The 25,313-nt window shown below is 66.6% G+C and carries 26 protein-coding genes and 1 pseudogene; 18 read left to right on the top strand and 9 right to left on the bottom strand.

Going from position 1 to position 25,313, the window contains the following annotated elements; all coding sequences use genetic code 11:
* Positions 1-8 precede the first annotated feature (8 nt).
* The 3 genes from IEY68_RS15730 to IEY68_RS15720 all read left to right on the top strand — a co-directional run bounded on the left by IEY68_RS15730 (position 9) and on the right by IEY68_RS15720 (position 3,287).
* The gene (locus tag IEY68_RS15730) at positions 9-1,157 is read left to right on the top strand and encodes an amidohydrolase family protein (RefSeq protein WP_062999342.1); all 1,149 of its coding nucleotides are present in this window, start codon (positions 9-11) and stop codon (positions 1,155-1,157) included.
* Between the two features lie 141 nt (positions 1,158-1,298).
* Positions 1,299-2,198, top strand: coding sequence for a dioxygenase family protein (locus IEY68_RS15725; protein WP_062999340.1), 900 nt, complete (start codon positions 1,299-1,301; stop codon positions 2,196-2,198).
* A gap of 39 nt (positions 2,199-2,237) precedes the next feature.
* Positions 2,238-3,287 carry an aldo/keto reductase gene (locus IEY68_RS15720; protein WP_229718814.1) on the top strand — a complete coding sequence of 350 codons (1,050 nt, stop codon included), beginning with the start codon at positions 2,238-2,240 and terminating at the stop codon, positions 3,285-3,287.
* Between the two features lie 9 nt (positions 3,288-3,296).
* On the opposite strand, the gene IEY68_RS15715 is transcribed toward IEY68_RS15720, so the two are convergent.
* From IEY68_RS15715 to IEY68_RS15690, 6 genes are all read right to left on the bottom strand, one after another.
* Positions 3,297-4,886, bottom strand: coding sequence for a class I adenylate-forming enzyme family protein (locus tag IEY68_RS15715; protein WP_062999336.1), 1,590 nt, complete (start codon positions 4,884-4,886; stop codon positions 3,297-3,299).
* A 3-nt stretch (positions 4,887-4,889) separates the two neighbouring features.
* Entirely contained in the window at positions 4,890-5,471 is a 582-nt protein-coding gene (locus IEY68_RS15710) for a carboxymuconolactone decarboxylase family protein (protein ID WP_062999335.1), read from the bottom strand.
* A gap of 2 nt (positions 5,472-5,473) precedes the next feature.
* Positions 5,474-6,673 (bottom strand): acetyl-CoA acetyltransferase, encoded by a 1,200-nt coding sequence (locus tag IEY68_RS15705; protein ID WP_062999334.1) that lies wholly within the window; start codon positions 6,671-6,673, stop codon positions 5,474-5,476.
* Between the two features lie 4 nt (positions 6,674-6,677).
* Positions 6,678-8,105, bottom strand: coding sequence for an OB-fold domain-containing protein (locus tag IEY68_RS15700; RefSeq protein WP_062999332.1), 1,428 nt, complete (start codon positions 8,103-8,105; stop codon positions 6,678-6,680).
* Positions 8,106-8,122: 17 nt separating this feature from the next.
* Positions 8,123-9,238, bottom strand: a complete 1,116-nt coding sequence (locus tag IEY68_RS15695; protein ID WP_062999330.1) for an acyl-CoA dehydrogenase family protein — start codon at positions 9,236-9,238, stop codon at positions 8,123-8,125.
* A gap of 103 nt (positions 9,239-9,341) precedes the next feature.
* Positions 9,342-9,533 (bottom strand): ferredoxin, encoded by a 192-nt coding sequence (locus IEY68_RS15690; RefSeq protein ID WP_062999328.1) that lies wholly within the window; start codon positions 9,531-9,533, stop codon positions 9,342-9,344.
* Positions 9,534-10,015: 482 nt separating this feature from the next.
* Here IEY68_RS15690 and IEY68_RS15685 point away from each other — a divergent pair, with 482 nt between their 5' ends.
* Entirely contained in the window at positions 10,016-10,978 is a 963-nt protein-coding gene (locus tag IEY68_RS15685; protein WP_189094324.1) for a TIGR03619 family F420-dependent LLM class oxidoreductase, read from the top strand.
* A 112-nt stretch (positions 10,979-11,090) separates the two neighbouring features.
* On the opposite strand, the gene IEY68_RS15680 is transcribed toward IEY68_RS15685, so the two are convergent.
* On the bottom strand, positions 11,091-11,627 hold the full coding sequence (locus IEY68_RS15680) for a nuclear transport factor 2 family protein (protein WP_062999324.1): 537 nt from the start codon (positions 11,625-11,627) through the stop codon (positions 11,091-11,093).
* 509 nt (positions 11,628-12,136) lie between these two features.
* Here IEY68_RS15680 and IEY68_RS15675 point away from each other — a divergent pair.
* From IEY68_RS15675 to IEY68_RS15655, 5 genes are read left to right on the top strand one after another with little or no spacing between them, the layout of a single operon-like run.
* The gene (locus tag IEY68_RS15675) at positions 12,137-12,646 is read left to right on the top strand and encodes an FAS1-like dehydratase domain-containing protein (RefSeq protein ID WP_229718813.1); all 510 of its coding nucleotides are present in this window, start codon (positions 12,137-12,139) and stop codon (positions 12,644-12,646) included.
* A gap of 16 nt (positions 12,647-12,662) precedes the next feature.
* Positions 12,663-13,094, top strand: a complete 432-nt coding sequence (locus IEY68_RS15670; protein ID WP_062999322.1) for a hotdog family protein — start codon at positions 12,663-12,665, stop codon at positions 13,092-13,094.
* 1 nt (position 13,095) lies between these two features.
* On the top strand, positions 13,096-14,007 hold the full coding sequence (locus tag IEY68_RS15665; RefSeq protein ID WP_062999320.1) for an LLM class F420-dependent oxidoreductase: 912 nt from the start codon (positions 13,096-13,098) through the stop codon (positions 14,005-14,007).
* Positions 14,008-14,020: 13 nt separating this feature from the next.
* Complete coding sequence (locus tag IEY68_RS15660) at positions 14,021-14,182, top strand: hypothetical protein (RefSeq protein ID WP_189094323.1); 162 nt, start codon at positions 14,021-14,023, stop codon at positions 14,180-14,182.
* Positions 14,182-15,204 (top strand): LLM class flavin-dependent oxidoreductase, encoded by a 1,023-nt coding sequence (locus IEY68_RS15655; RefSeq protein WP_062999318.1) that lies wholly within the window; start codon positions 14,182-14,184, stop codon positions 15,202-15,204. Before IEY68_RS15660 ends, IEY68_RS15655 begins: the two co-directional genes overlap by 1 nt.
* A gap of 95 nt (positions 15,205-15,299) precedes the next feature.
* Here IEY68_RS15655 and IEY68_RS15650 read toward each other — a convergent pair whose 3' ends face one another.
* Complete coding sequence (locus IEY68_RS15650) at positions 15,300-16,445, bottom strand: acetyl-CoA acetyltransferase (RefSeq protein ID WP_062999316.1); 1,146 nt, start codon at positions 16,443-16,445, stop codon at positions 15,300-15,302.
* 104 nt (positions 16,446-16,549) lie between these two features.
* On the opposite strand from IEY68_RS15650, the gene IEY68_RS15645 reads away from it, so the two are divergent.
* Complete coding sequence (locus IEY68_RS15645) at positions 16,550-17,503, top strand: SDR family NAD(P)-dependent oxidoreductase (RefSeq protein ID WP_063916373.1); 954 nt, start codon at positions 16,550-16,552, stop codon at positions 17,501-17,503.
* Between the two features lie 30 nt (positions 17,504-17,533).
* On the opposite strand, the gene IEY68_RS15640 is transcribed toward IEY68_RS15645, so the two are convergent.
* Entirely contained in the window at positions 17,534-17,953 is a 420-nt protein-coding gene (locus tag IEY68_RS15640) for a Zn-ribbon domain-containing OB-fold protein (protein ID WP_062999314.1), read from the bottom strand.
* 47 nt (positions 17,954-18,000) lie between these two features.
* Here IEY68_RS15640 and IEY68_RS15635 point away from each other — a divergent pair, with 47 nt between their 5' ends.
* The 8 genes and pseudogenes from IEY68_RS15635 to IEY68_RS15605 all read left to right on the top strand — a co-directional run.
* Positions 18,001-18,843, top strand: coding sequence for an enoyl-CoA hydratase/isomerase family protein (locus IEY68_RS15635; protein WP_229718812.1), 843 nt, complete (start codon positions 18,001-18,003; stop codon positions 18,841-18,843).
* Between the two features lie 7 nt (positions 18,844-18,850).
* Positions 18,851-19,273: a Zn-ribbon domain-containing OB-fold protein gene (locus tag IEY68_RS36235; RefSeq protein ID WP_062999312.1), complete on the top strand. Its 423-nt coding sequence runs from the start codon at positions 18,851-18,853 to the stop codon at positions 19,271-19,273.
* Complete coding sequence (locus IEY68_RS15630; RefSeq protein ID WP_062999310.1) at positions 19,266-20,408, top strand: thiolase family protein; 1,143 nt, start codon at positions 19,266-19,268, stop codon at positions 20,406-20,408. The genes IEY68_RS36235 and IEY68_RS15630 overlap by 8 nt, the downstream gene beginning before the upstream one ends.
* 45 nt (positions 20,409-20,453) lie before the next feature.
* The gene (locus IEY68_RS15625) at positions 20,454-21,716 is read left to right on the top strand and encodes an acyl-CoA dehydrogenase family protein (protein ID WP_063916372.1); all 1,263 of its coding nucleotides are present in this window, start codon (positions 20,454-20,456) and stop codon (positions 21,714-21,716) included.
* A 66-nt stretch (positions 21,717-21,782) separates the two neighbouring features.
* Positions 21,783-23,003, top strand: coding sequence for a cytochrome P450 (locus tag IEY68_RS15620; RefSeq protein ID WP_062999308.1), 1,221 nt, complete (start codon positions 21,783-21,785; stop codon positions 23,001-23,003).
* Between the two features lie 27 nt (positions 23,004-23,030).
* Positions 23,031-24,032, top strand: a complete 1,002-nt coding sequence (locus tag IEY68_RS15615; RefSeq protein ID WP_063916371.1) for an SDR family NAD(P)-dependent oxidoreductase — start codon at positions 23,031-23,033, stop codon at positions 24,030-24,032.
* A gap of 70 nt (positions 24,033-24,102) precedes the next feature.
* The gene (locus IEY68_RS15610) at positions 24,103-25,128 is read left to right on the top strand and encodes a phosphotransferase family protein (RefSeq protein ID WP_062999306.1); all 1,026 of its coding nucleotides are present in this window, start codon (positions 24,103-24,105) and stop codon (positions 25,126-25,128) included.
* 1 nt (position 25,129) lies between these two features.
* A pseudogene (locus IEY68_RS15605) lies at positions 25,130-25,267 on the top strand (short-chain dehydrogenase); the annotation flags it as partial.
* Positions 25,268-25,313 lie beyond the last annotated feature (46 nt).

The raw sequence follows: 25,313 nt of genomic DNA, 5'->3' as shown, positions 1-25,313 counted from the left end.
GTGTGTCCATGCTTCCTGATAGCGCCAAATTGATTTCGGTCGATGACCATGTCATCGAGCATCCGAATGTGTGGCAGGATCGTCTGCCCGACAGGTTCAAGGAAGCCGGTCCGCGGGTGATCGAGCAGACCGAGGGGCAGTTCGCTGGTCACGAGGTGTGGCTGTACGAGGGGAATTCGTTCATCACGAACGGTGTGTCCGCGACCGCGGGCAGGGAAGAGCAGCATCTGAATCTGGATCCGGTTCGATTCGAGAACATGAATCCGGGTTGTTACGACCCCGCGGCTCGGATCAAGGATATGGATGCCGACGGTGTGCATGCTCAGGTGTGCTTTTCGACGTTCTCGCGGTATGCGGGTACTCGATTCCTCTTCGGCGAAGACAAAGAGCTGTCGCTGCTGTGTGTGAAGGCCTACAACGACTTCATCATCGACGAGTGGTGCGCGTTCGCCCCCGGCCGTTTGGTGCCGCTGGTGGTGCTGCCCCTGTGGGATATCGAATTGTGTGTCGCCGAGATCGCCAGGACCGCGGCGAAGGGGGCGCGGGCGATCGGGTTCCCGGAGAATCCGTCGTCGCCGGCCTTGGGTCTTCCGTCGTGGCACAGCCGGCACTGGGATCCGGTGCTGGCTGCCGCGCAGGAGGCCCGCATGCCGTTGTGCCCGCATGTCGGGACTTCGGGTGCGACCCCGGTGACCGGCCCCGATATGCCTCCCGCGGTGACGATGGCGATGGTGGCGTCGAACTCGATGGGCGCGATGCTGGATCTGATGTATTCCGGAACCTTTGTGCGGTTCCCGGATCTGAAGGTCGTGTTGTCGGAGGGCGGCGTCGGTTGGATGCCGTACACGATGGAGCGAGCCGATCGTATGTGGGAGCGGCACAAGGGATATCAGCCGGAAATCGATTTCGGGGTGCGGCCGTCGGAGATGGTGGCCGGGCATCTCTACGGTTGCTTCATCGACGACTATGTCGGTATCGAGCTGCGTGAGCGCGTGGGGGTATCGCAGATCATGTGGGAGTCGGATTATCCGCACTCCGACACCAGTTGGCCCAACAGTCGTCAGGAACTGGCGGCGATGCTCGTCGATGTCCCGGACGAGGACGCGCTGCGGATGGCCGAACTCAACGCTCGTGAAGTGTTCCGTATCGAGGACTAGCGACGGGGCGGCGTGTGTAGTGCCGATGATCCTCCGTTCCGGCGGCTCTCCGGGCCGAGGGAAATGACACCCGGCAGCTCACCTTTGTTGTGGGGTTTGCAAATGTAGTTTCAATAGATTTACTGGAAAGGCCGACGCTGAATGTCCACCGTTGAACCGGCGTTCAAATTCCGTCCCGACGACCCGGACGCGCCGTTCGTCCCGGATCCTGCGTTGCTGAGCCCGCGGCTGATCGAAATCAAGCAGGCCCTGGTCGACGCGGTATCCGCGGTCTTCGAAGAGAAGAAGATCACCTACGCCGAGTACGAGAAATTCCGGCAAGTTCTGCAGACACTGCAGGAGATCAAGGGCGTCCACGGATGGTTCGACATCTGGCTGGCGAAGATGGTCGACGAGACCTATGAGGACGAGTGGGTGGGCACGAGCTCCCAGCCGGAAGGTCCGCTCTACTTCCCGGGGGCACCGTCCCTGACGCCGGTCGGCCCGGATTACTCCTATGCGCTTCCCCAGCGCGAGGGCGAACCGGGGACTCCGCTGATCATCAGTGGTCAGGTGCGCTCGCTGGACGGGACGCCGCTGGCGAATGCCGAGTTCGATGTCTGGCAATGCGCCGACACCGGTATCTATTCGAACTTCGGGATGGACGACCAGCCGGAGTTCAACCTGCGCGGAAAGTTCCGCTGCGATTCCGACGGGCGCTACGAACTCCGCACGATCAAACCCGTTCCGTACATGACACCGGGAATACCCCAGATTCTCGTGGACATCTGGAACGGTCTGGGGAAGGCCCACTTCCGACCCGCTCACGTGCATATGAAAGTGCGGCACGACGATCTGCCCAGTGGCGAGTACATGACCCAGATGTACTTCGCGGGCGACCCCTACCTGGGAGACAACGATCCCGGGGAGAACTCGCTGAGCAGCCTCGAGGTCAGTCCTGAGAAGCATACGGACCCCGCGGAGTTGACGGCACGTGGGCTGGAGGGTTACTCGTCGTTCCTCACAGTGACTTTCGATATCGTCGTCGCGACAGCTCCCTGAACCGGGCGACCCACTCGGCGGCGGCAGACATTCGACGCGGTGGCAGGGGTATTCCTGCCACCGCGTCGACCGTTTGCGAGACCCTCGGCAAAGATAGGGAAGCGGGATATGGAATACACCCGTCTGGGTAATTCTGGACTGCAGGTCAGCCGGATCGCCTTGGGCTGCATGAGTTTCGGAGACCCCTCGGAAAAGCAGCCATGGACGCTCGACGATGTGAACGCCGAGCCGATCTTCCGGCAGGCGGTCGAGCTCGGCATCACCTTCTGGGATACCGCCAACATCTACGGCCTGAGTACGTCGGAAGAGATTGTCGGGCGGGCGCTGAAGAAATACACGCGGCGCGCGGACGTGGTGCTGGCGACCAAGGTGTGGTACCGGATGCACGACGGTCCAGGTGGTGCGGGGTTGTCGCGGAAAGCCGTGCTGGAGCAGATCGATGCATCCCTGAGACGTCTCGATGTCGATTATGTCGATCTCTACCAAATTCACCGGTTCGACCCCACATCGCCGGTGGAGGAGACGATGGAGGCGCTGCACGATATCGTGAAAGCGGGCAAGGTCCGTTATCTCGGCGCTTCATCGATGTGGGCGTGGCAATTCTCCAAAATGCAGTACACCGCCCAGTTACACGGGTGGACGAAGTTCGTCTCCATGCAGAACCAGTACAGCTTGCTGCATCGTGAGGAAGAGCGCGAGATGTTCGGCCTGCTCGCTGATCAGGGCGTGGGCAGTGTGCCGTGGAGTCTGCTGGCCGCGGGGCTGCTCACCCGGCCGTGGGGCGAGCGGCGCACAGGCCGGGCCACGAGCAACCCGACTACCGACCTGCAGGGCCGTCCGCTGTTTCTCGACAGCGACGAGGCGATCCTGGCGGCCGTCGCGCGGGTGGCCGAAAACCGTGGCGTGCCGATGGCCCGGATCGCCATGGCCTGGGTGTTGCAGAACCCGGTCGTCAGCGCGCCGATCGTGGGTGCCACGAAACCGCACCACCTGACCGATGCCGCGGCCGCGTTGGACATCCGGCTCACCGACGACGAGATCGACGCCCTCCAAGAGCACTACGCCCCGCGTCGACCCACGTACTTCTGACCACTGCGCTCACGCCACATGTTGCGCGTCTCCGGTGATCGAGCTCTCGAGCAACCGGGTGAGTGTCGTGCGGTCGATCTTCCCGTTCGGGAAGACCGGCAGCTCGTCACGGCTCAACACCGACAGATGCCGGGGCAGTTTGTACGAGGACAGCTGTTGCCGGAGCCGGCGCAGAATATCGTCCGGATCGATATCGGTGCCCGGATCGGGCACGATGGCGGCCGCTACATCCTGGCCCCGGTCAGGGTGGTCGACACCGACGACGACAGCCTGTAACACGCCGGCACAGGATTCCAGGGCGATTTCCACTTCGCGCGGAGTCACATTCATGCCGCTGGCCTTGATGGTGTCGACTATCCTACCGGAGAAGAACAGTTCGCCGTCACGGAAACAGCCGTAATCCCCGGTGTGGTACCAGCCGTCGGTATCGACGACCTCGGACTGTTCCCGCTTCACCATGCCGACGAACAGGTCCTCGCCCCGGACACAGATCTCACCCGGCTCGCCGTCCGGCAGCGTCTTCTTCCCGCCGACCTCGACGATGCGGTGCTCGATCCCGGGTAGCGGTGTGCCGAACGACCCTTCGGACCACGTCCGATCTGTGCGCGGACCGGCCGCGGTATGACCGCCGCACGTTTCGGTCATGCCCAGGGAGGTGTTGTGCACCCAGCCACGCATGGATGTCAGGTCGTGGTCGGCGAAGGCCGGGTGGTTGTGCAATGCGTTTCGGGCGTGGGCCTGGCCGCGGTACAGCGTCACCCGTTCACGTTCCAGGAAACGCAATGTCTGCGGCGGGTCCAGCTTCGGTTCACAGAGCACCGTGGCTCCGGCGTGCATCGCCGCGAGCAGCACACTGGACAGGCCACCGATCCAGAAGAACGGATTCGGCGTGTAGATCCGGTCCCCCCGGCGGAAGTCGTGTAATTGCGCCCCGACTCGGCCGGAATGGCGGACCAGGGTGCCATGGGAATGGATCACGCCCTTGGGCTGCGTGGTCGAACCCGATGTATAGATGACGGTGGCCGGATCGGCCGGCGTCACCTCCGATTCGACGGCGCGCAGCAAGGCGTCGTCGACGCCGGCGTCGACGACGATATCGTCCACCACCGTGGCCCATGCGGGTCCGCCGCGCCGGGTGGTCCAGATCTGGCGCAGATGTGGCAACGTCGGCAGGAACAGTCGTCCGGCTGTCGAGTGGGCCAGGGCCGGGGCGATCCTGTCCAGCCGGTCGGCGTAGTCGTGGTTGAGGTGGCGCAGCGTGGTCAGCAGCAGGTGGATATCGGCGTGCCGGAGGGTTCGGTGCAGTTCCGGGGCCTGCTGGTAGGTGTTCACCGGAATTGCGAGCGCACCTATTCGGGTCGCGGCCAGCCAGCCGACGATCCAATCCGGCGTATTGGCGAAGAGGATGCCGACGCGGGTGTTCTTGCCGACCGAGGCGGACAGCATTCGCCGGGCCATCTCGCGGGACCGCTGTTCGGCCTGCTGATAGGTCAATCGCTCGGTCGGAGTGACCAATAGGTCGGTATCCGGGTGGGCGGCCGCGCGAGCGAGCAGCAACGAATGCACGGTGTGCTCGGTGCCGTTCCGGTCGTCACTCATGGGTCACGATCCTTCTGCCGAATCGGTCGGGGCTGCCACGCCGAAAACGCGCATCTGCAGCGCGAGCAGCGAGTAGTAGCCGACCAGCGTGGTGAGTTCGAAGATCTTCGCCGGTCCCAGTATCGACACCGCGGTGTGGTATTCGGACTGGTTCAGGTCGGTGGTGCGCAGCAGTGTCAGCACTACCGAGAGCGCTGCGGCTTCCTCCGGATCGGAGAGTTCCGGGGGGCTGCCGGTGCGCAGGGCGTGGAGTTCGGCAGGCGTGAGTCCCGCGGTAGCGCCGATGATTTCGTGTGCGCGCCGTTCGAATTCGCACTGCCAGTGCGCGGCGACGGCGAGCACCGCCAGTTCTCGGCAGCGGGGACTGAGGGCGCCTCGGTAGCGAATGGCGCTGCCGAGCTCCTGGAGCGGGTCGCCCAGCGCGGGACTGAGCAGCATCGCGTTGAACGGTCCTTCCAGCCGTCCTTCGGCGTCGGCCAGCCGAACACCACCCGTGGCGGTCCGTGGACCGCCGAGAACGGCCCGGTAGACCCGGCGCTGTGGTTCGTCCAACTCGTCCGGGCGGAATCGGTGGATCCTGCTCATGGTCAGGCGCTGAGCTCGGTGCCGACAATGCCGACGAAGGAAACCGCTTCGCCGGGACCGCCACCGAGATTGTGGGTCAGCCCGAGGGACCTGCCCGCCGCGACGGTCCGGATCGTCCGGTCCGCCGGTGCGGCGCCGCGCAGTTGCAGCCAGCATTCGAACATCATGCGCAGACCGGATGCGCCGATCGGATGGCCGAACGCTTTCAGCCCACCGTCCGGATTGACCGGGAGATCACCGTGCAGGTCGAAAGTACCTGCCAGCACATCCTTCCACGCCTGCCCGCGTTCGGCGAAACCGAAATCCTCCATCAGGATCAACTCCGTGGGGGTGAAGCAGTCGTGCACCTCGGCGAGGGCGAGTTCCGCAGCCGGATCACTGATTCCGGCTTGGGCGTAGGCGTCCCGGGCGCTGCTGACGGTTTCGGGAAACGAGGTGAAATCGTACTCGCTGTCGAGATATCCGGCCGCGGGACCGGCCACGAGGGACAACGCCTTCACGAACAGCGGTTTGTCGGTATAGCGGTAGGCGTGTTCTGTGGGAACGACGATGGCCGCGGCCGCGCCGTCGGCCACTCCGGAACAGTCGAAGACGCCCAGCGATCCGGCTACCCGCGGGGCCGCGCGCACCGTCTCGACACTGACTTCTTTTCGGAACTGAGCACGCGGGTTGCGGGCCCCGTTGTAATGATTCTTCACGGCGATGCGGGCCAGCACCTCGGCCAGTTCGTCCGGGTCGACACCGTACTTGCGGGCGTACGCGGGCGGCAGCAGGCTGAAATTGGCCGGCGCGGTCGTTTCCGGCAGCGTTCCGTCGGACGGCGGGGGATACCCGACGAGTCCGGAGAAGCCGGAGTCCTTGAGCTTCTCCACGCCGATCGCCATCGCCGTGTCGTAGGCGCCGCTGGCCACCGCGTAGCACGCGTTGCGCAACGCCTCCGACCCGGTGGCGCACATGTTCTCCACCCGGGTCACCGGTTTGTCGGTGCGCAACGCGCGGCTGAGTGTCAGGCCGGAGGTACCGGAACCGGCCGTACCCAGCCAGAACGCATCGATGGCATCGACGGTGAGCTGTGTCGATGCCACCGCCTCGGCCGTGGCATCGATCAGCAGATCCTCGGTGGAGCGATCCCAGTGCTCGCCGAAGGGTGTACAGCCCATCCCGACAATGGCCACCTTGTCGCGGATTCCTCGGGAAACCATGAGATCACCTCGTGCTCTCTGTGTGGGGCACCGGCCGCGCTTTCCAGAAATAGTTGTGCACGCCGTTCGCGGTGAGGATCTTGCGGAAGGTCATCTCCACCGTGTCGCCGACGGCGACTGTGGCCGGGTCGACGTCGGCGAGCTGACAGCGGAACCGGCCACCTCCGGCGAAGTCCACGATTGCCAGCACGGCGGGCGGTTGCGGGGTGAATACCAGATGGTCCACGGTGAGGGCGGTGATCCGCCCGGTCGCGTCGGCCATCGGGTAGGGCGTCATCCGGTCCGTCGCGCGGCATTTCGCGCAGACTCGGCCGGGCGGCACGTGGACGGTGTCACAGTCGGCACACCGGCTGGCGACGAACCCGAACTTGTAACCGGCGCGCCGGTGCGACGGCGGTGCGGCCGGTGGATCGGGATCCGGTCGGCGGGGTGGCTCCCGATGAAGCATGTCGCGCCAGGTCAGGAAATTCGTGTACCGCAGCGTGTCGTCGCCGGCGGCGATCTGGGCTCGTACCGGCCGCGGCGAGCGGTGTTCGGGGAGTTCGGCCGTGGTGCGCAGGATGAACGTGGTGGCGCCGTCGGCGAGGACGACCAGCGCGATGGTGGTATCGGGTTCGGCCCGGTCGAGCAGGTCGGCGAGCATGATGCCGGGATGGGCCGTGCCGGTGTTCCCGACGCTGTCGGCGAGGTTGTCGGTGACGGCGTCCTTGCGGACGCCGGACTCGGCGGCGAACCTCCGGGCTGCTCGGGCGGGGAGTCCGGCGATGACCAATCGGTCGATATCGTCCGCCGTGAGCTCGGCCCGCTTCAGCGCGTCGTCGAACGCGGCCCGCGCGAGCGGTTGGTAGGCGTGTTCGCCGAAGCGTTCCTCCCAGACCCGCGAGCCGGGTGCGCCGGTGTCGCGCCACCGGTCGAGGAACTCGCCCGTCGCGGACCCGACCGCGAGGACGTCGGCTATCGCGGGGCCGTCGTGCGGGTCGCCGAACAACAGCGCGGCCGCGCCGTCGCCGCCGTCCCGCTCGTCGGCGCTGCCCGGCAGTCCGGTGCGCACATCGGCGGTGACGACCAGCGTCGGTTCGGCGGCGTCCATGGCGGCGATCACGGCGCCGACGCCGGAACGCACCGACCCGGTCATATCGACGGCGAGCGTCGAGATGTCCAGACCGAGCGCGGCATGGATGACCGTCGCGTTGGTCTTTTCCAGGTAGGCCGGTGCCGCGGTGGCGAAGTAGAGCCTTGCCGGGGGAGCGAGCCTCGAGGTGGTCCGCAACGCGATACGCGCGGCCGCCACACCCATCGAGGTGGTGTCTTCGTCATAGGAGGCGACCGTTCGGCGCCCGCGCCCGCCGCCCCCGCCGAGAGCCGCGCCGATGGCGTCGCGTCGCAGCCGGTTGTACGGCAGGTATGCGCCGTAGCCGAGCAGGTGAGTCATATGTCTCCGATCTCCGGTCACAGGCCGAGACGCTGGACGAGCAGTTCCCGGTGGTAGGCGGGGTCGCCGAGGAGGAGTTCGGTCGACTTGGCGCGGCGGAAGTACAGGTGGGCCGGGTGTTCCCAGGTGAAGCCGATACCGCCATGGATCTGGATATTGTCGGCGGCGGCCTGGGTGAAGGCCTCGGTGCAGTACGACTTGGCCATCGCGGCGGCGACCGGGAGTTGTGTGTCGTCCTCGGCCGCGGCCCACAGGGCGTGATATGCGGCCGAGCGGGCCGACTCCACTTCTAGTACCAGGTCGGCGCATTTGTGTTTGATCGCCTGGAAGGAGCCGATGGGCCGGCCGAACTGCACCCGTGTTTTCGCGTATTCGACGGCCATGTCCAGGCAGCGCTGTGCGCCGCCGACAGCCTCGGTCGCAAGCGCGACCGCCGCCAGGTCGAGCACATGGGCCAGTATCGGACCGCCGCTGCCTTCCTGGCCGATGAGTCGGGCGGGTACGTCGGCGAAAACCAGGCGCGCCTGTTTGCGGGTCGGGTCCAGCGTGTGCATCGGGGAACGGGTCAATCCCGGTGCGTCTCCGTCGACCGCGAAGAGCGAGATACCGGATTCGGTCCGGGCGGCCACCAGCACGAGGTCCGCGGTATGCCCGTCCAGCACGAAAGTCTTCTCGCCGGTCAGTGTCCAGCCGGTGCCGGTGCCGGTCGCGCGCATGGTGATACCCGCTTCGTCCCAGCGACCGGAGGGCTCGGTGAACGCCAGCGTGGCGGTCGTTTCGCCACCGGCCAGGGCCGGAAGGATCTCTTTCTTCGCCTGTTCGTCGTTCGACGACAGCACCACGTTCGCGGCGAGCACGATGGTGGAGAAGAAGGGCATGCACACCAGGGCACGTCCGGCCTCCTCCAGGGCGAGGCCGAGTTCGACGAACGTATAGCCCGCGCCGCCGAACTCCTCGGGCACCGCCAGTTGATGCAGCCCCAATTGACCGGCCATCTGCTTCCAGGCGTCCGCGTCGAAGCCGCTGTCGGTGTCCATCAACCGACGGACCGTCTCCTCCGGTGACGTCTTCTCGAAGAAGCCGCGCACCGTCCGGCGTAGCTCCGCCCGTTCCTCGGTGAGGGTGAAACTCATGTGACGACTACCTCCTGCGGCCGGATTCTAAAATATAACGTTCCATTAATAAATAACATCCCGATGATCGTTCGCGGCCGCATGTGTGCCGCTGAGCTGCGGTTCAGTCGACGATCCGTAACGCCTGCTTCGGGCAGGCCGCCACCGCCTGCTCGACTATCGGGCGGTCCGCGGGGTCCGGGACCTCCGCGAGTACCTGGAGCATGTCGTCGTCGTCCACTTCGAAAATATGCGGCGCTATACCCGCGCGCAGGGCATTGCTCTCGCACCTGTCCCAGTCGACTGCGATGCGCATCCGGTCGCCACCTCCGACACTCGTATCCCGCCATGTTTATTAGCTGGCTGGTTAATTATAGTACCTCGAGCCTGGGCTGTGTAGGTGATGAGCCATCCGGCATCGTTGGCCCGCCAGAGGATCTCAGTGGGCTCTGGCCCATGTGTCCGTAGCCGGACACGGGTGGCTGCGGCCGAGTTCGACCCCCACGCGTCGGCGAGCGTGGCGTATCCGTGTGCCGGCGCCTTCCGGCGTGCCGGCGCGGATATGCCGATGGGTCCGTACCTCTCGGGTCGGGGCCGTTCGGCGATGTGGGTGACTCCATCGGGCGGTTGTCTCCGTGTGGCCGGTTCGGGAGGTGAAGTTCCCTGCATTATCTATTGGTCAGATAACTAATATAGTACTTTCGTCCAGTCGGAAGAATGGTGTCGCCGGGCTCATCGGTGGCCGACGGAGAGGTCGGGTCTCATGACATATATCGCGCCGCGGCGTGGGCAACGACCATGAAGTTTGCCGGCCCCCTGCCCTGGATGGGCCCGCTCGCTACACCCGCGCTGGTGGCCCGGGCGGCTACCACCGTCGAAGCCCTCGGCTACGACGGCGTGGCCATCGGGGAGCATCTCTTCTACCCGAAACAGATCCGCGCCCGCTACCCCTATCGCAGCGATGGGGTGGTCTCCGTCGATCGGACGGCCGACCACCTGGAAATCTTCACTACCCTCGCCTATGTCGCGGCGCATACCCGGCGACTCGAGTTGCTGACCCATGTCGTGGTGCTGCCCTATCGGTCGCCGGTGGTCACGGCGAAGCTGGCCGCCAATGTCGACTTCCTGTCGGACGGTCGTCTCACGCTGGGCGTCGGCGTCGGCTGGCTCCGGGACGAGTTCGAGGTGCTCGGCGTCGACTGGCACCGGCGCGGCCGGAACACCGACGAGGCGCTGGCGGTGTTGCGCTGCCTTTTCGAGGGAGAGGGGCCGTTCGAGGGGTCGGCTATCTCTATCCCGGAGGTGCACTTCAACCCGAAGCCGGTTCAGCGGCCGCTGCCGATCTGGATCGGCGGGATGGGGCCGGCGGCTTTCCGCCGGGTGGCCCGCTTCGGTCAGGGCTGGGCCCCGATCGCTTCGGTGCAGGATGTGGCCGCGGCCGGACCCGCGCTCCGCGCGGCTCTCGAAGCGGCTGGACGCGGCGCGGAGCAGGTCGACATATACGGCCGGTTGTTCGTCGAGCGAGGCGCAGCGCGGGACGCGGTCGGTGCCGGGATCGACTACGGCGGCTCGGCCCGGTCCGCGAACGCCGAAGATTTGCTCGAAACGATCAGTGAGTGGGCGGCCGCCGGCGCGACCTATCTTTCGGTGAACACCGGCCAACTGCACAAGACCTCGATCGAGGAGGTGCTCGACGATGCCGCCTGGTTTGCCGAGGAAGTCATGCCGGAGGCCCGCAAGATCACCCGTCCGAGCGGATAGCCGCCCGCGTACTCGGCAGCTGTCGGGGCCGCCTGTGCCGTCGAGCAGACCATCACGGCGCGGCGGACGATCGCGCCGCCGCGCCCGATGACCCCCGGCGCAGACCGGGTCGCTACGGTCTTTCGCCGGCGATGGCCGCCCGAATCTTGCCCGCCAGCTCCGGATGCTCGGCCACCATCGCCATGTTCTGCGTTCCGGCTTCACGATTGGCGAAGCCGTAATGGGTATCGGCGTATTCGATCACCCGGACGATCTTGCCGTCGCGGATGGTGAAGAGGAAGCAGTAGCCCATCTCGTACGGGTCGCCATCCGGGTATCGGCCTTCGTTGTGAACCCTCAACACGACACGGTCGCCCTCCGCGATCACCTCGTCGACGACGAAGCGGAAGGTTTCGCAGTTGTAGGCTTCGCCGATCGCGCGCAGTTCGGTCGTGAAGAACTCCATCGACACGACCGGGTAGGGACCGGGATCGGGGGCTGCCGGCCAGCCGACGACCGGCCAGAACTTGCGGTGCATCATCTGCTGGATCGTCCCGCCGGGATCGAGAAGCGCTACCGCTCCCTCGACGTCTCCGCCGTGGAGGAGCTGGAAAAACGACCTGGCCAGCCGTTTGTTCGCTTCCGTCGCAGTCGGTTGGGGCTCGTGCATACGTGACCTGCTTTCCATCCCCGTCAACCTTCGAGGGTTACATAGTAGTGCATCAATTAATTGATAGGCCGACGCGGCTCAGGGAAGTTCGCGCCGCGGATGTGCTCGACGTGCTCGGAAACCGGGGTTGCAAGGTCTCGGTCCTGGCCTCGGTGTCCGGTCCGAGTGCACGAGACGTCCGGCCGCGAACGATGTTGCGGCCGGCCGGTCGAGGACTCGCTTCTCGTCGACCGGGTTTGTCGTTCGTGGCCTGTACGGCGAGGTGGGGGATGGTCGACTCCCGCTCCTGACAGTGCCGTTGATCGCCTGAGTTGCCCGAGCCGACTGCTGTGCACTCGGTACCCTTGCGGTCTCGTCTATGCCGCCTGCGATATTTAATTAGCTCATACAATAGTTTGCTACAGTGCTGGAACCGGAACGTGAGTGCCGGCCATCGTGCCGGTCGGCTCGGCGAGGAGAGGTCCCGTGGGTTTGGTGGAAAGTGAGCGGCTGGTCTTGGAGGTGCGCCGATGACCGGGGTCGCGTCGCAATCGACGCCGACCGGACTCGTGACAGCGCAGATGCGGGAGTGTGTCGGCCGGGAACTCGACCGGCGGGTGTCCTATCCGGTCGCGGCCTCCGATATCCGCCGGTGGGCGGTCGCGGTCTACTATCCCGAGCTCCCGCCGCGGCCCTTCTGGGACGCACCGGACGCCATTCTGGTGGCGCCGGAGGATTTCAACCCGTTCGCCTGGCTGGTCGCGCAGCCGCCGGGCCGCCCGCTCGTGCTGCGGGATCCGGAGGAAGTGCTGGGTATCCAGGGGCCGCAGGTCGATACGCGGCTGCGCGGCGGAATGACGGTCGAGTACGGGGCGCCCATCCATTCGGGAGACGTCATCTCCTCGGTTCGTTCGCTCGGCGGTTACGACGAACGGGACGGTCGGCGCGGGCCGATGCTGTTCACCACGATTGCCGATATCTGGACCAACCAGCGGGGTGAGTTCGTCAAGAACTTCCAGTTCACCTTCATCCGTTTTTGACCGAGAGGATCCGACCATGGCAGACCTGCGCGTCGGTGCGGAGATCCCGCCGTTCGTCCGCACCACCGATGCGGCCAACTGGAACCGGTATGCGGCCGTCAACGACGAGTTCGTCGGCATTCATATGGATGACGAATCGGGCCGGGCGGCGGGTGGGACCGGTGCGTTCGGAATGGGCAATATGCAGTGGGCGTACCTGCACAATATGCTGCGGGATTGGCTGGACGGGCGGGGGCGCATCGTCTCGGCATCATGTCGGCTGCGTTCGATGAACACCAAGGGACAGACCGTCACCGCGGGCGGCCGGATCACCGGCATCCGGGTCGTCGGTGCCCAGACCCTGGTCGATCTCGATATCTGGACCCAGGATGTGGTGGCCGATCGGATACTGGCCGCCGGGGCCGCGACGGTCGCCCTGGACGACCCCGTCGACGGGGCACACGACTGATATGCGCTACTCCATAGCGTTACCGAACGACCGGATCGAGCAGGCAGCAGAGTTCCTGACCGCCGCCGCGGTCGCGGATATCGCGACAACCGTCGAGGCGGCCGGCTTCGACGCCTGTTTCGTCACCGACCACCCCTTCGCCGATGATCGGTGGCTGCGGGCGGGCGGTCATCACGCGCTCGACCCGCTGGTGCAGCTGTCCTTCGCGGCCGCTGCCACCACCGAGTTGCTGCTGCACACCAACATCTACGTGCTGCCCTACCGCAATCCTTTCCTGGCCGCGAAATCGGTGCTGAGCCTGGACGTGCTGGCCGGCGGGCGGGTCATCCTCGGTGTCGGCGCCGGCTATCTGAAGTCGGAGTTCGCCGCGCTCGGGGTGGATTTCGGCGAGCGCAACGAGCTGTTCGACGAGGGCATCGAGGCAATGAAGCTGGCGTGGACACAGGAGGGGGTCGTGTTCGAGGGCCGGCGTTTCCGTGCCGGGGGCAACACCATGCTGCCGCGGCCGGCGACCCGGCCCCACCCGCCGATCTGGGTGGGCGGTAACAGCCGGGCGGCGATCCGGCGCGCGGTGCGTTCTGCCCAGGGGTGGTCGCCGTTCCCGACGACGCCGGAGCGAGCGCCCCGCACCGCTGTCATGTCCACGGTAGCCGATCTCGCCGAGCGGATAACGTTCGCGCACAAGGAAATAGAGGCGTCCGGCCGGCGGGATCCGCTGGACATCTGCCTCGGGCTGCTCCCGATTGCGCCCGGCTCTGCCGACTACGATCCCGGGCGCTGCCGGTCCTATCTGCGGACGCTCGCCGATCTCGGGGTCACCTGGATCGGGGTCCGGCCGGCAGGCCGGGATCGCGGCTCATATCTGGGCAACGCGCGTCGTTTCGCGGACGACGTCATCTCGGCGCTGCGGTGAACAGGTATCGGGCATGCCGACCACCCATTACGCGGACCACGAAATCTTCGCCGGCGCGCGTGCCCGGCGAGTACACGCCGTCTTCGGCTCCTTCCGCGAGGGGCCCGGTTTCGAACCGGGAAATCGGAAGGTCGGCAACGCACAAGGAAAGCTCGGTTTCGGAAAGGCACTGTGATGAAGTACGGAGTCCAGATCTCGCGATGGCGCACGGGCGTCCCGGATATCGTGCATTGGGTCGCGGACGTGGGTGAAGAGCTGGGCATCGACTCGGCCTGGACCTCGGAATCCTACGGCGGTGAGGCCTTCACGCCACTGGCCTGGATGGCGGCCAAGACCAGCCGGATCCGGCTGGGCACCGGGATCACCGCGATGCCGGCACGCACCCCCACCGCCACGGCGATGACCGTGATGACGCTGGACCACCTGTCCGCTGGGCGCACTGTGCTGGGCGTGGGGGTCTCCGGGCAGAAGGTCGCGGAGGGCTGGTACGGGCAGTCCTTCGGTAAGCCGCTGAAACGGACCCGCGAGTATGTCGACATCGTGCGCCGGGCCCTCGACCGGTCCGACCCGCTGGGCTACGACGGCGAGTACTACCAGGTGCCCGCGCCCGGCTCGACCGCCCGCGGCCTGCGGTCCTATCTCCATCCGCTGCGCCGGGATGTACCCATCTGGCTCGGCGCCCAAGGCCCGAAGAATATCGCGCTCAGTGGCGAGATCGGTGACGGAATGGTCACCGGGCTGTTCGCGCCCAAAGCCTCGGCCTGGTACGCCGAACAGCTGGAGATCGGTTTCCGGCGTGCCGGCCATACGGGGGGCAAGCCGGGCTTCGAGGTGGCGGCGATCGTCGATGTCCGCCGCGGGCGGACGGTCACCGAGGCGGCGGAGCCGCTGCGTCCCACGATGGCTTTCTATATCGCCAAGATGGGTCTGCCGGGTCGCAACTACTATTACGACACCTTCGTCCGCCTCGGTTACGCCGACCTGTGCGAACGGGTCAGCAAAACCTATACCGAGCACGGCGCGGACGCCGCCGCGGCGCTCATCCCCGACGAGATGGTCGAGGCCATCGCGCTGGTGGGCCCGACCGAGAAGATCGTGGAAGACCTGGCGGTCTGGGACTCGTCCATCGTGGATCTCATGGTGCTGCGGGGACCCGAAGAAGATGTGAAGTCGGTATTGCACGGCGCGCTGGGCTGAACCCCGAGCGGTCGCCATCGGATAGCACGTGGTGAGTTCACAACCGGGGGATACTCGGTCGTGAACTCACCATGAGCTCCGGCGACGCCCGGTGGTCAGTCCGTGCCGAGGATCATCGTCGCGGCCGAGCTGAACCAGCCGCCTGTCGCGTTCACACAGGCCAGCCGCGCGTCGGGCACCTGGCGCGGGCCGCATTCACCACGGAGCTGGCGCACGGCCTCGACCATCAGAAACATTCCGCGCATCCCCGGATGGCATGACGACAGTCCACCGCCGTCGGTATTGATCGGGAACGATCCACCCGGGCGCAGCCGGCCGTCGGCGACGAATTCGCCGCCCTCGCCCTTCTTGCAGAAGCCCAGGCCCTCCAATGTGACCAGCACTGTTCCGGTGAACGAATCGTAGATCTGGCAGACGTCGATATCCTCGGGAGTCACCCCCGCACGCGCGAAGGCACTCGGCCCCGAGACGGCGCACGGGGATTCGGTGAAGTCCGCCCACTCGCTCATCGTGGTATGCGACAGCGCATGCGACGAGCCGAGGATCCAGACCGGCTTCTTGTGGCTGTCCCGAGCGAGTTCCTCGGCGACCAGCACCACCGCACCGCCGCCGTCGGTGCGCAGGCAACAGTGCAACTGGGTGTAGGGATCGGCCATCATCCGCGCCGACTGCACATCGTCGATCGTCAACGGATCGCGGGCGAAGGCGAGCGGGTTCAGCGCGGCCCACCGGCGCGCGGATACGGCGACCTCGGCCAACTGTTCGATGGTGGTGCCGAACTCGTGCATATGCCGGCGTGCCGCCATCGCGTACTTGGAAATGAGGGTGTGCCCGTAGGGGGCGTCGAACTGCAGCGGCCCGGCGCTGCCGATGGCCATATTGCCGGTGCGACGTTTGCGCCGGACATCCGAGCGAGCGGTGCTGCCGTAGGCGAGTAGCGCGACGTCGATCTCGCCCTGGGCGATGGCGGCCGCGGCATGCTGGGCCATGACCTCCCACGCCGCACCGCCCACATTGGTCGAATCGCACCAGGTGGGACGTAATCCGAGGTACTCGGAGACCTCGATCGGTGGCAGCGTGGTGCCCACGGAGCCGAAACCCTGGACGTCGGCGGGGCGCAGACCGGCGTCGGCCAGCGCGTCCCGGGATGCCTGCTGGATCAACTGCAGCCGAGTCTTGTCCGGCACTCGCCCGCAGTCGGACAGCGCGACGCCGGCGAGGGCCACTCGTCTGTTGGTCATCTATTACCTCTGTCTCTCGAGCAACGCGTACCACTGTAGAAACAAATTAGCTGATTGGTTAAAATAATGTCCAGGCAAGATCGGTTCGACGAGAGGTAGATGACGTGGTGGATCTGCAGGGCAGGGTCGCGATAGTGACCGGTGCGGGCCGTGGAATCGGCGCTGCTGTCGCGAAGGTGCTGGCGGCCGAGGGGGCCAGCGTCGTGGTCAACGACCTGGGGGTGGCCGTCGACGGATCCGGCGGTGATACCAGCCCGGCGGGGGAGACGGTGCGCGAGATAGTCGACAAGGGCGGCACGGCGATCGCGGACGGCAGCGATATCGCGGACTTCGCGCAGGCGGCGGAACTGGTCGGCACGGCGGTCGAGCGGTTCGGCAAGCTCGACATCCTGGTCAACACGGCCGGCATCATCCGGGATCGGATGCTGTTCAATATGGCCGAGGACGAATGGGACGCGGTGATCCGCGTACACCTCAAGGGCACCTTCAACACCACCCGGCACGCCGCCGAGTACTGGCGGTCTCAGCGCGAGGAGGGCGCCCACCGCCGGATCATCAACTTTGCCTCCACCTCCGGCCTGTTCGGTATGCCCAGCCAGCCGAACTACGCCTCAGCGAAGATGGGCATCGTGGGTTTGACCTACGTCGCCGCGAACACCCTCGGAAAGTACGGCGTCACAGCGAATGCCATCGCACCGTCGGCCGACACCAGGATGACGCCGAAGGCGGTTGTCGAGTCCCGCGCCGCCACGCCCCGGCGCGCCGAGGATGTGGCGATCGTCGTCGCCTATCTGGCCGGCCAGGAGTCCGCGTGGTGCACCGGCCGCGTCATCGGTGTGTCCGGCAACGAGATCAGTCTCTACGCCGATCCGCAGATCGTGCGGCAGGTCGATCGCTTCGAGCCCTGGGACCTGGACTCCCTCGATGACGCCCTGCGGCGTAACTTCGCTCCGGTCCGGCGGGCCGCCGAGGGCCGGTGGGACAAGGTGCGCAGCATCGTCACCGGCGCCGCCGGCAGTGATGCCGCCGGCAGCGCCGCGGCGGCCGGCCGGGATTGATCGTCCGGCCGGGGCGTGGGCGTCGGCGGCTCAGCCGGCCCGGCCGGATACCGGCCGGAACACCGGGACCGCGACGTCTTCCGCCTGGCGGACAGTGAATTCCAGCTCCATGCCGATGTACACATCGGCTACCGGGCAGTCGACGATATCGGTCATCATGCGTGGACCCTCATCGAGATCCACCACGGCCGCGATATAGGGCAGCCGGTCGCGGAACGGCGGAAGGTCGTTCTGCCGGACGATCGAGAAGGTGTAGAGAGTGGCCCGGCCGCTCGCCGGCACCCATTCGACGGCGTCGCTCCAGCAGTGCGGGCAGAAGGGTCGGGGATAGGCGTGGGTGCGGCCACAGTCGCGGCAGCTCTTGATGAGCAGCCGGCCCTCGTGTGCGGCCGCCCAGTAGGCATCCGTCGTCTCATCCGGGGTCGGGAGGTCGTAGCGCGTCGTCGTCATATAATTAAGATATTCGCTAATTTGTTTTTTGGGCAATAGGAGTGGTTGTGGCGGAAGACGAGGCCGGGGGACCGGACGATGACGAGATCAGACATCATATGGCCGGGTCGGTCTCGTGGATCACGATCAATCGGCCCGCGGTGGGCAATGCGATCGGCCCGCGGCACCGGGCGCGTGTTATCGAGCTGCTCACACAGGCCAATGCCGCACCCGCGGTCCGGGCGGTGGTCATCACGGCCGGGGGCGACGCGTTCTGTACGGGCGCCGATTTGCGCACTCCGCTGCCCCCGCTGGTGCGAGACGCACCGGAGGGGATGCCGGACCGGCCGGCCGGCGCGACCATGCGTAGCCTGCGCGGGGGCGCGCAACGGTTGATCGATGCCGTGCTCAATTGCGAGAAACCGGTGCTGGCCGCGGTCAACGGCACGGCCGCGGGCATCGGCGCCCATCTGGCTTTTGCCAGCGACCTGGTGATCGCGGCCGAGGAGGCCCGCTTCATCGAGGTGTTCGTGCGGCGCGGCATCCTCCCGGATTCCGGTGGCCTGTGGCTGCTGCCCCGTCTGGTCGGTCTGCAAAGGGCCAAGGAGATGGTGTTCTTCGGCGACGCGGTTTCGGCGCGCGAAGCCGAGCGTCTGGGGCTGGTCAACCGTGTGGTGCCGGCGGATGAGCTGGCGAGCACGGCGCAGGCCTGGGCGCAACGACTCGCCGCGGGCCCGACGACCGCGATCGGTCTCGCCAAATCGTTGCTCAACCGGTCGTTCGAATCCCCGTGGGAGACCGCGCTGCGCGATGAGGCTGCCGCGGTGGAGATAAACAAAGGCACCCGGGACGCGGCCGAAGGTATCGCCAGCTTCCGGGAGCGGCGAGCCGCGAATTTCACGGGCTGGTGAGGCGAGAATGACAGGGACGCGAATACCACCGCTGCTGACCGACCTGAACCGGCATTTCTGGACCGGTGGAGCGAAGGGGGTGTTGCAGTTCCTCCGCTGCGCGGACTGCGGTCACTACCTGCATCCGCCGAGTCCGGTGTGCCGTCGTTGCCGGTCGGCGAAGCTCGAGATCGTGGCGGTGAGCGGTCGGGGCCACGTGCTGACCTTTACCGTCAATCATCAACCGTGGCGGCCCGGCGTGGCGGTGCCCTATGTCGTCGCGCTCGTCGAATTGGTCGAGCAGCGGGGACTGCGGCTCACCACGAATCTGGTCGGCTGCGCGCCGGAGGACATCGAGATCTCCATGCCGGTGCAGGTCGAGTTCGAGCAGGCCGGTGAGGTTTTCGTCCCGGTGTTCCGGCCGGACAATCGCGAAGGCGGACATGAGTAAGGGATTCGAGAAGCGGGTCATCATCTCCGGACTCGGGATGTCTCCCGTCGGCCGCCGCACCGGCCGGTCCGGGCTGGAGATGACCGTCACGGCAGCGCGAGCGGCGATTGCCGACGCCGGATTGTCGCCGGCCGATATCGATGGGCTCGCCACCGTGGGAGATACGCCGCGGTCGGAGGTGCAGGACGCCCTGGGACTCGAGCTCGGCTGGGGCGTGACCGGTAATGCGGCCGAGGACGGTAACGCGGCCGGCGCGCAGTTGGGCGCGGTCGTCAATGCCGCACTGGCGGTGGCGAGCGGGTTGGTCCGGCATGTGCTGGTCTACCGGACCGTGCTGATGAAAGGCGGCGCGGTGGCAACGACCGGCGAGGTGACCGGTATGCGCGAGTGGATGCTGCCGTTCCACGAATACTCGGCGGTCAACATGGCGGCCATGATGGCGCGCCGGCATATGCACGACTACGGAACGACGCGGGAGCAGTTGGGCTGGATCGCCGTGACGGCCAGGCATCATGCCGCCCTCAACGAGCAGGCCGTCTACCGGACTCCGATGTCGATGGCCGACTATCTCGGGGCCCGGCCGATCAGCGAACCGCTCGGCCTGTACGACTGCGACGTCCCGGTCGACGGGTCCGTGGCAGTCGTTGTTTCGGCGGCCGATTACGCGCCCGATTGCGCGGCGCCACCGGTTCGGCTGGCCGCGGTCGGTTGCGGCCTGCGGGGCCGGCCCTCCTGGGACCAGGGCGCGGAGTATCCGCGCGGCGCGGCCTGGGATGCCGCGGCGCAGATGTGGTCTCGTACCGATCTGAAGCCGGCCGACGTCGATATCGCCGAACTCTACGACGGCTTCACCATCCTCACCCTGGACTGGCTGGAAGCCCTCGGGTTCTGCGCGGTCGGCGAAAGCGGACCGTTCGTCGAGGGCGGTGCCGATATCCGGCTCGGCGGACGACTACCGCTCAATACCTACGGCGGCCAGCTTTCGGCCGGCCGGCTGCACGGCTACTGGCTGTTGCACGAGGCATGTCTGCAGATCAGGCGCCGGGCCGGGGCACGGCAGGTGCCCGGCGTCGAGGTCGCGGTGGCCGCGGCCGGTGGCGGTCCGCTCGGGGGGTGCCTGCTGCTGACCCGCTGATCTTCCGGCTTCCTCGCGAATATTAATTGATGATATAATTCTTTCATGTCGGAGCAGGACGTGCCGGAAGTCGAAAGTGTTGAGGCGTTTCGTGATCGAGCCGGATCTTGGCTGGACGCGCATGCGCCGCGACGGTCGACCGACCGGCAGGACGTGGCCGAACAGCAGGTCACCGGTGCGCGGGGGCGCGATCCGATCGCCGCGGCGAAACGATTCCAGGCCGAGCTGTTCGAGGCGGGTTTGACCGGTCTGCGCTGGCCCCGCGCCTACGGCGGGCGGGAGCTGACCCTCGCGCACGAGATCGCGTTCGCGGCGGCGGCCGCGCCTTTCGATCTGCCGACGGGTTTCGTCTTCAGTATCACCTTCGGCATGTGCGGGCCCACCGTGCTGGCGCACGGCACCGAACAGCAGAAGCGCCGGTATATCGAGCCGATGCTGCGCGGTGCGCAGATCTGGTGCCAGTTGTTCTCCGAACCCGGCGCGGGCTCCGATCTCGCCGCCATCCGGACGAGTGCGGTGCGCGACGGCGACCATTGGGTCGTCAACGGGCAGAAGGTGTGGAGTTCGGGGGCGCATTACAGCGACTTCGGGTTGCTCCTCGCCCGGACCGCGCCCGAATTACCGAAACATCGTGGCCTGACCATGTTCGTCGTCGATATGCGCCGGCCGGGGCTGACTATTCGACCCTTGCGGCAGATGAACGGCGCCGAACATTTCAACGAGGTCTTCTTCGACGATCTGCGTATCCCGGCGGACAGCGTGGTGGGGGAGGTCAACGACGGATGGCGGACCGCGATCACCACGTTGATGAACGAACGGGTGGCGCTCGGTGGGGGCGCCGACTCCGATCGGCAGGCGGGTGTCGAGAACTTATTCCGGCTGGCCAGGGCCGCGGGCCGGTACGACGACCCGGTCGTGCGCGACCGCCTGGCCCGGACCTACATCGAGCATTCGATCGTCGGCCTGATCGGGCAGCGCGTCCGCGACGCCGCCCTGCGCGGTGTCGCGCCGGGACCGGAAGGGTCGATCGGCAAACTGGCGACGGCGCGGTCGGACAAGGGGCTCGCCGCGCTCGCCGCCGATCTCGGCGGGGCGCGGATCGCGGCGTGGGACGACTCCGGCCGGGACTGCACGGTGTGGACGGATCTGCTCCTGAGCGTGCCCGCCCGATCCATCGCCGGCGGCACCGACGAGGTGCAGAAGAACATTGTCGGCGACCGGGTACTCGGGCTGCCGCGGGAACACGAGCCCGGGCGGCACGGCCCCTTCCGCGACCGGACGGCCGGCCCGGAAACGGCCGGACAGTGAGTCCGGCCGCAGTATTGCCCTGGTCGTGAGGGCGCAACGAGGTGTTACGAGTAAGGAGTCGGCCGGATGTCGAGTGCAGTGACCAATGGCAACATCGAGTTCGATCCGTTGTCGGAAGAGTTCTTCGACGACCCGTATCCGGTGTACCGCGAACTTCGCAACCAGGCGCCGGTGTATTTCAACGAGCGCTACGGGTTCTACGCGCTGTCCCGCTACGAGGACGTGTTGCGCGCGCATCGTGACGCGGCCGCCCTCAGCAGCGCGCACGGTGTGCGCCTGTGGGATCTGCTCAATCCGGAGTTCGTCAACCGGTCGAGCATCATCGGTATGGACGAACCGGAACACGCGCGCCAGCGCAAGCTGGTCAGCCGGGTTTTCACGCCTCGCGCGGTGGCCGGACTGGAACCGATGATCCGGGAGATCATCAGCGGAGAGCTGGATCGGCTCGCCGGTCGGAGTTCCTTCGATATCGTCGCCGAATTCTCCGCGCCGTTTCCGATCCAGGTGATCTCCGGGATGCTCGGCGTTCCGCGCGCCGACCGGGAGCAACTGCGGCACTGGTTCGATCTGGTGCTGCACCGGGAACCCGGCGAGCACACCCCGCCACCGGCGGGTATCGCGGCCTACGCCTCCCTGCACGAGTACTTCCACGAGCTGGCTCAGGACAAACGACGCCACCCCGCCGACGATATGATGACCCGGCTGGTCGAGGTCGGTATCGACCGCGACGAGGCGGAGGGTGGCGCCACCCGGCTCACCGATGCGGAGATCTCCTCGTTCGGAGTACTTCTCGGCGGGGCCGGGAGCGAGACCGTCACCAAGGCCATCGGCAACGGTGCCGTGTTGTTCCACCGCAATCCCGGCGAATGGCAGAAGATCATCGATGATCCAGAGGTGATTCCCGGGGCCGCCGAAGAGATCATCCGATACTGGGCTCCCTCGCAGTACGTGGGTCGCTACACGACTCAGGAAACGGAATACGCCGGTGCGGTCATCCCGGCAGGTGTTCCGGTGTTGTTGCTGACCGGGTCCGCCTGCCGCGATGAACGGGTGTTCCCGGAGGCGGATCGGTTCGATGTCACCCGGGAACAGCCGGTCCCCCTGCAGTTCGGGCACGGGATCCACGCGTGCCTCGGCGCGGCACTGGCCCGATTGGAGACTCGGATCGCGTTCGAGGAGATCGCACGGCGCTGGCCCCACTACACGGTCGACGAAGCGGGCTGTCAGCGGGTGACCGCCGCGAATGTCAGCGGCTACTCCCACGTTCCCGTGGTTGTGCCGAGCTGATCCGGACTTTCGACAAGGAGACAATCCATGGAACTGCTGAGCGGCAAGGTCGCTGTCGTCACCGGCGCAGGGCGGGGCATCGGCCGTGGTGAGGCGTTGGCGCTCGCTCGTCACGGCGCCGCGGTCGTGGTCAATGATCTCGGGGCGGCAGGCGACGGTGACGGCACCGATCAGCGCCCGGCCCAGCAAGTCGTCGACGAGATCGTCGCGGCGGGTGGGCGCGCGGTGGCGAACTATGACAGTGTCACGGATTTCGATCGGGCCGGTGGACTGATCCGCCAGGCCATCGACGAGTTCGGCCGGCTGGACATCCTGGTGAACAACGCCGGCATTCTGCGCGACCGGATGATCTACAACCTGTCCCCGGAGGATGTCGACGCGGTGATCGGAGTGCATTTGCGTGGGCACCTCTGGACCGCCAGGCACGCCTGCGCCTATTGGCGCGCGGAACACAAGGCGGGCCGGCCGGTGGCCGGTCGGATCGTCAACACATCGTCCGCCTCGGGAATGTTCGGCATGATCGGGCAGACCAGCTATGCGGCGGCGAAGGCGGGTATCGCGGCCATCACCCAGGTGACCTCCATGGAAATGGCGCGCTACGGCGTCAGCGTGAACGCGGTGTGCCCGACCGCTCGGACCCGGTTGACCGGGGCCGGCGGTGCGCCGGACGGTCAGGGGGAACCGGAGGGGTGGTACCTGAAGCATCCCGATAACGTCGGCCCCTTCGTGGCGTACCTGTGCAGTGACGCGGCCGCGGACATCACTGGACAGGTGTTCGGTGTGTTCGGCGGTGTGGTCCAGCGTTACGAAGGCTGGACACCGGCCGAAATCATCCAGCGCACCGAGCCGGGGCCCTGGGAGATGGCGGAGCTGGTGGCGCGGGGCGCGGAATTGTTCGGCACCGGTTCTTCGGGTTTCACGTCCCGGATGGGGGAGATCGGCGAACTGATCGACGCTGCCCAATCGGCGCTGGACGGTAATGGTTCGGCGCGGCCGGGGATCGGCGCGTCTGCCGGTAGAGCGATGTGAGCGGAAGAGCTTTGCCGGTGACCCGGATCAGCCGTGATCACGCCACCTCTTCATTCCGGGGAGGCGGACGATGAGCGTGCCGTTCGATGTCGCCCGCCTGGCGAGGTGGCTGGATGCCGAGGATGTGGCCGGAACAGGCGAACTTCCGATGGTCGAAAGGCTTACCGGCGGCTCCCAGAACGAGTTGTTCTCGGTATCGCGTGGTGGGGTGCGCACAGTTCTGCGGATGCCCCCGAGTACTGCGGATCAGGCGCGGGTGGATGGGTTGCGGCGGGAACTTCGGCTGCTCGGCGCGCTCGCGGGCACCGATGTCCCACACGCCGAGTTGGTCGCGGGCGACGCATCCGGCGAGGCGCTCGGCATGCCGTTCTATCTGATGAAGGCGATCGACGGATGGAGCCCGACGAAGAACTGGCCCGCGCCGTTCGACACCGATCCGCAGGCGCGCCGAGGTCTTGCCTTCGAGTTGGTGGACGGTATCGCGAAACTGTCGCGGGTCGATTGGCAAGCCCGCGGGCTGCAAGGTTTCGGACGGCCGGAGAACTTCCACGAGCGACAGGTCGACCGGTGGCTCGCGTTCCTGGGCGCCTACCGCTTCCGGGAACTTCCGGGCTTGGACGAGGCTGCCGACTGGCTGCGCCGGCACCGGCCCGCACGTTATGAGCCGGGGATCATGCACGGCGACTACCAGTTCGCCAATGTCATGTTCTCCCATGACACACCGGCCCAGCTCGCCGCGATCATCGACTGGGAGATGACCACCATCGGTGACCCACTGCTGGACCTGGCCTGGGCGCTACTCGGCTGGGACGGAGAGGAACCCAAGAAGACCGGCTTCTACCTCGATGTCTCGGGTATGCCGCGACGCGGCGAGTTACTCGCGCACTACGAGCGGGTCAGTGGACGCTCGACCGAGGACATCGAGTACTACCTCGTGCTGGCGAATTGGAAGCTTGCCATCGTGCTGGAGAAGACCCACGCGGCGCTGGTGCGCGGCAGTCGCGTCGACCCCGAACCCGAGAGGTTCGGGCCGCAGGTCCTGCGATTGCTTCGCACCGCGTCCGAACTGGCCGGATCACATACCGGGCGGAGCTGAGATGGGCTACGCCGCCGATCTTTTCGACCTGACCGATCGGGTTGTGCTGGTCACCGGCGGTAGCCGGGGGCCGGGACGGGAGAGGGCTTTCGCGGCGGCCCGTCGCGGTGCCGACGTGGTCGTCGGTGCCGCGCTGTACCTGATCTCGGACGCATCCAGTGACACCAGCGCCGCGACCTTGCGGG

The organism is Nocardia jinanensis, assembly GCF_014645735.1.
GTDB classification, from domain to species: domain Bacteria; phylum Actinomycetota; class Actinomycetes; order Mycobacteriales; family Mycobacteriaceae; genus Nocardia; species Nocardia jinanensis.
Note: the sequence above shows the minus strand (reverse complement) of the source record. Positions and strands in the feature narration are given on the sequence as shown.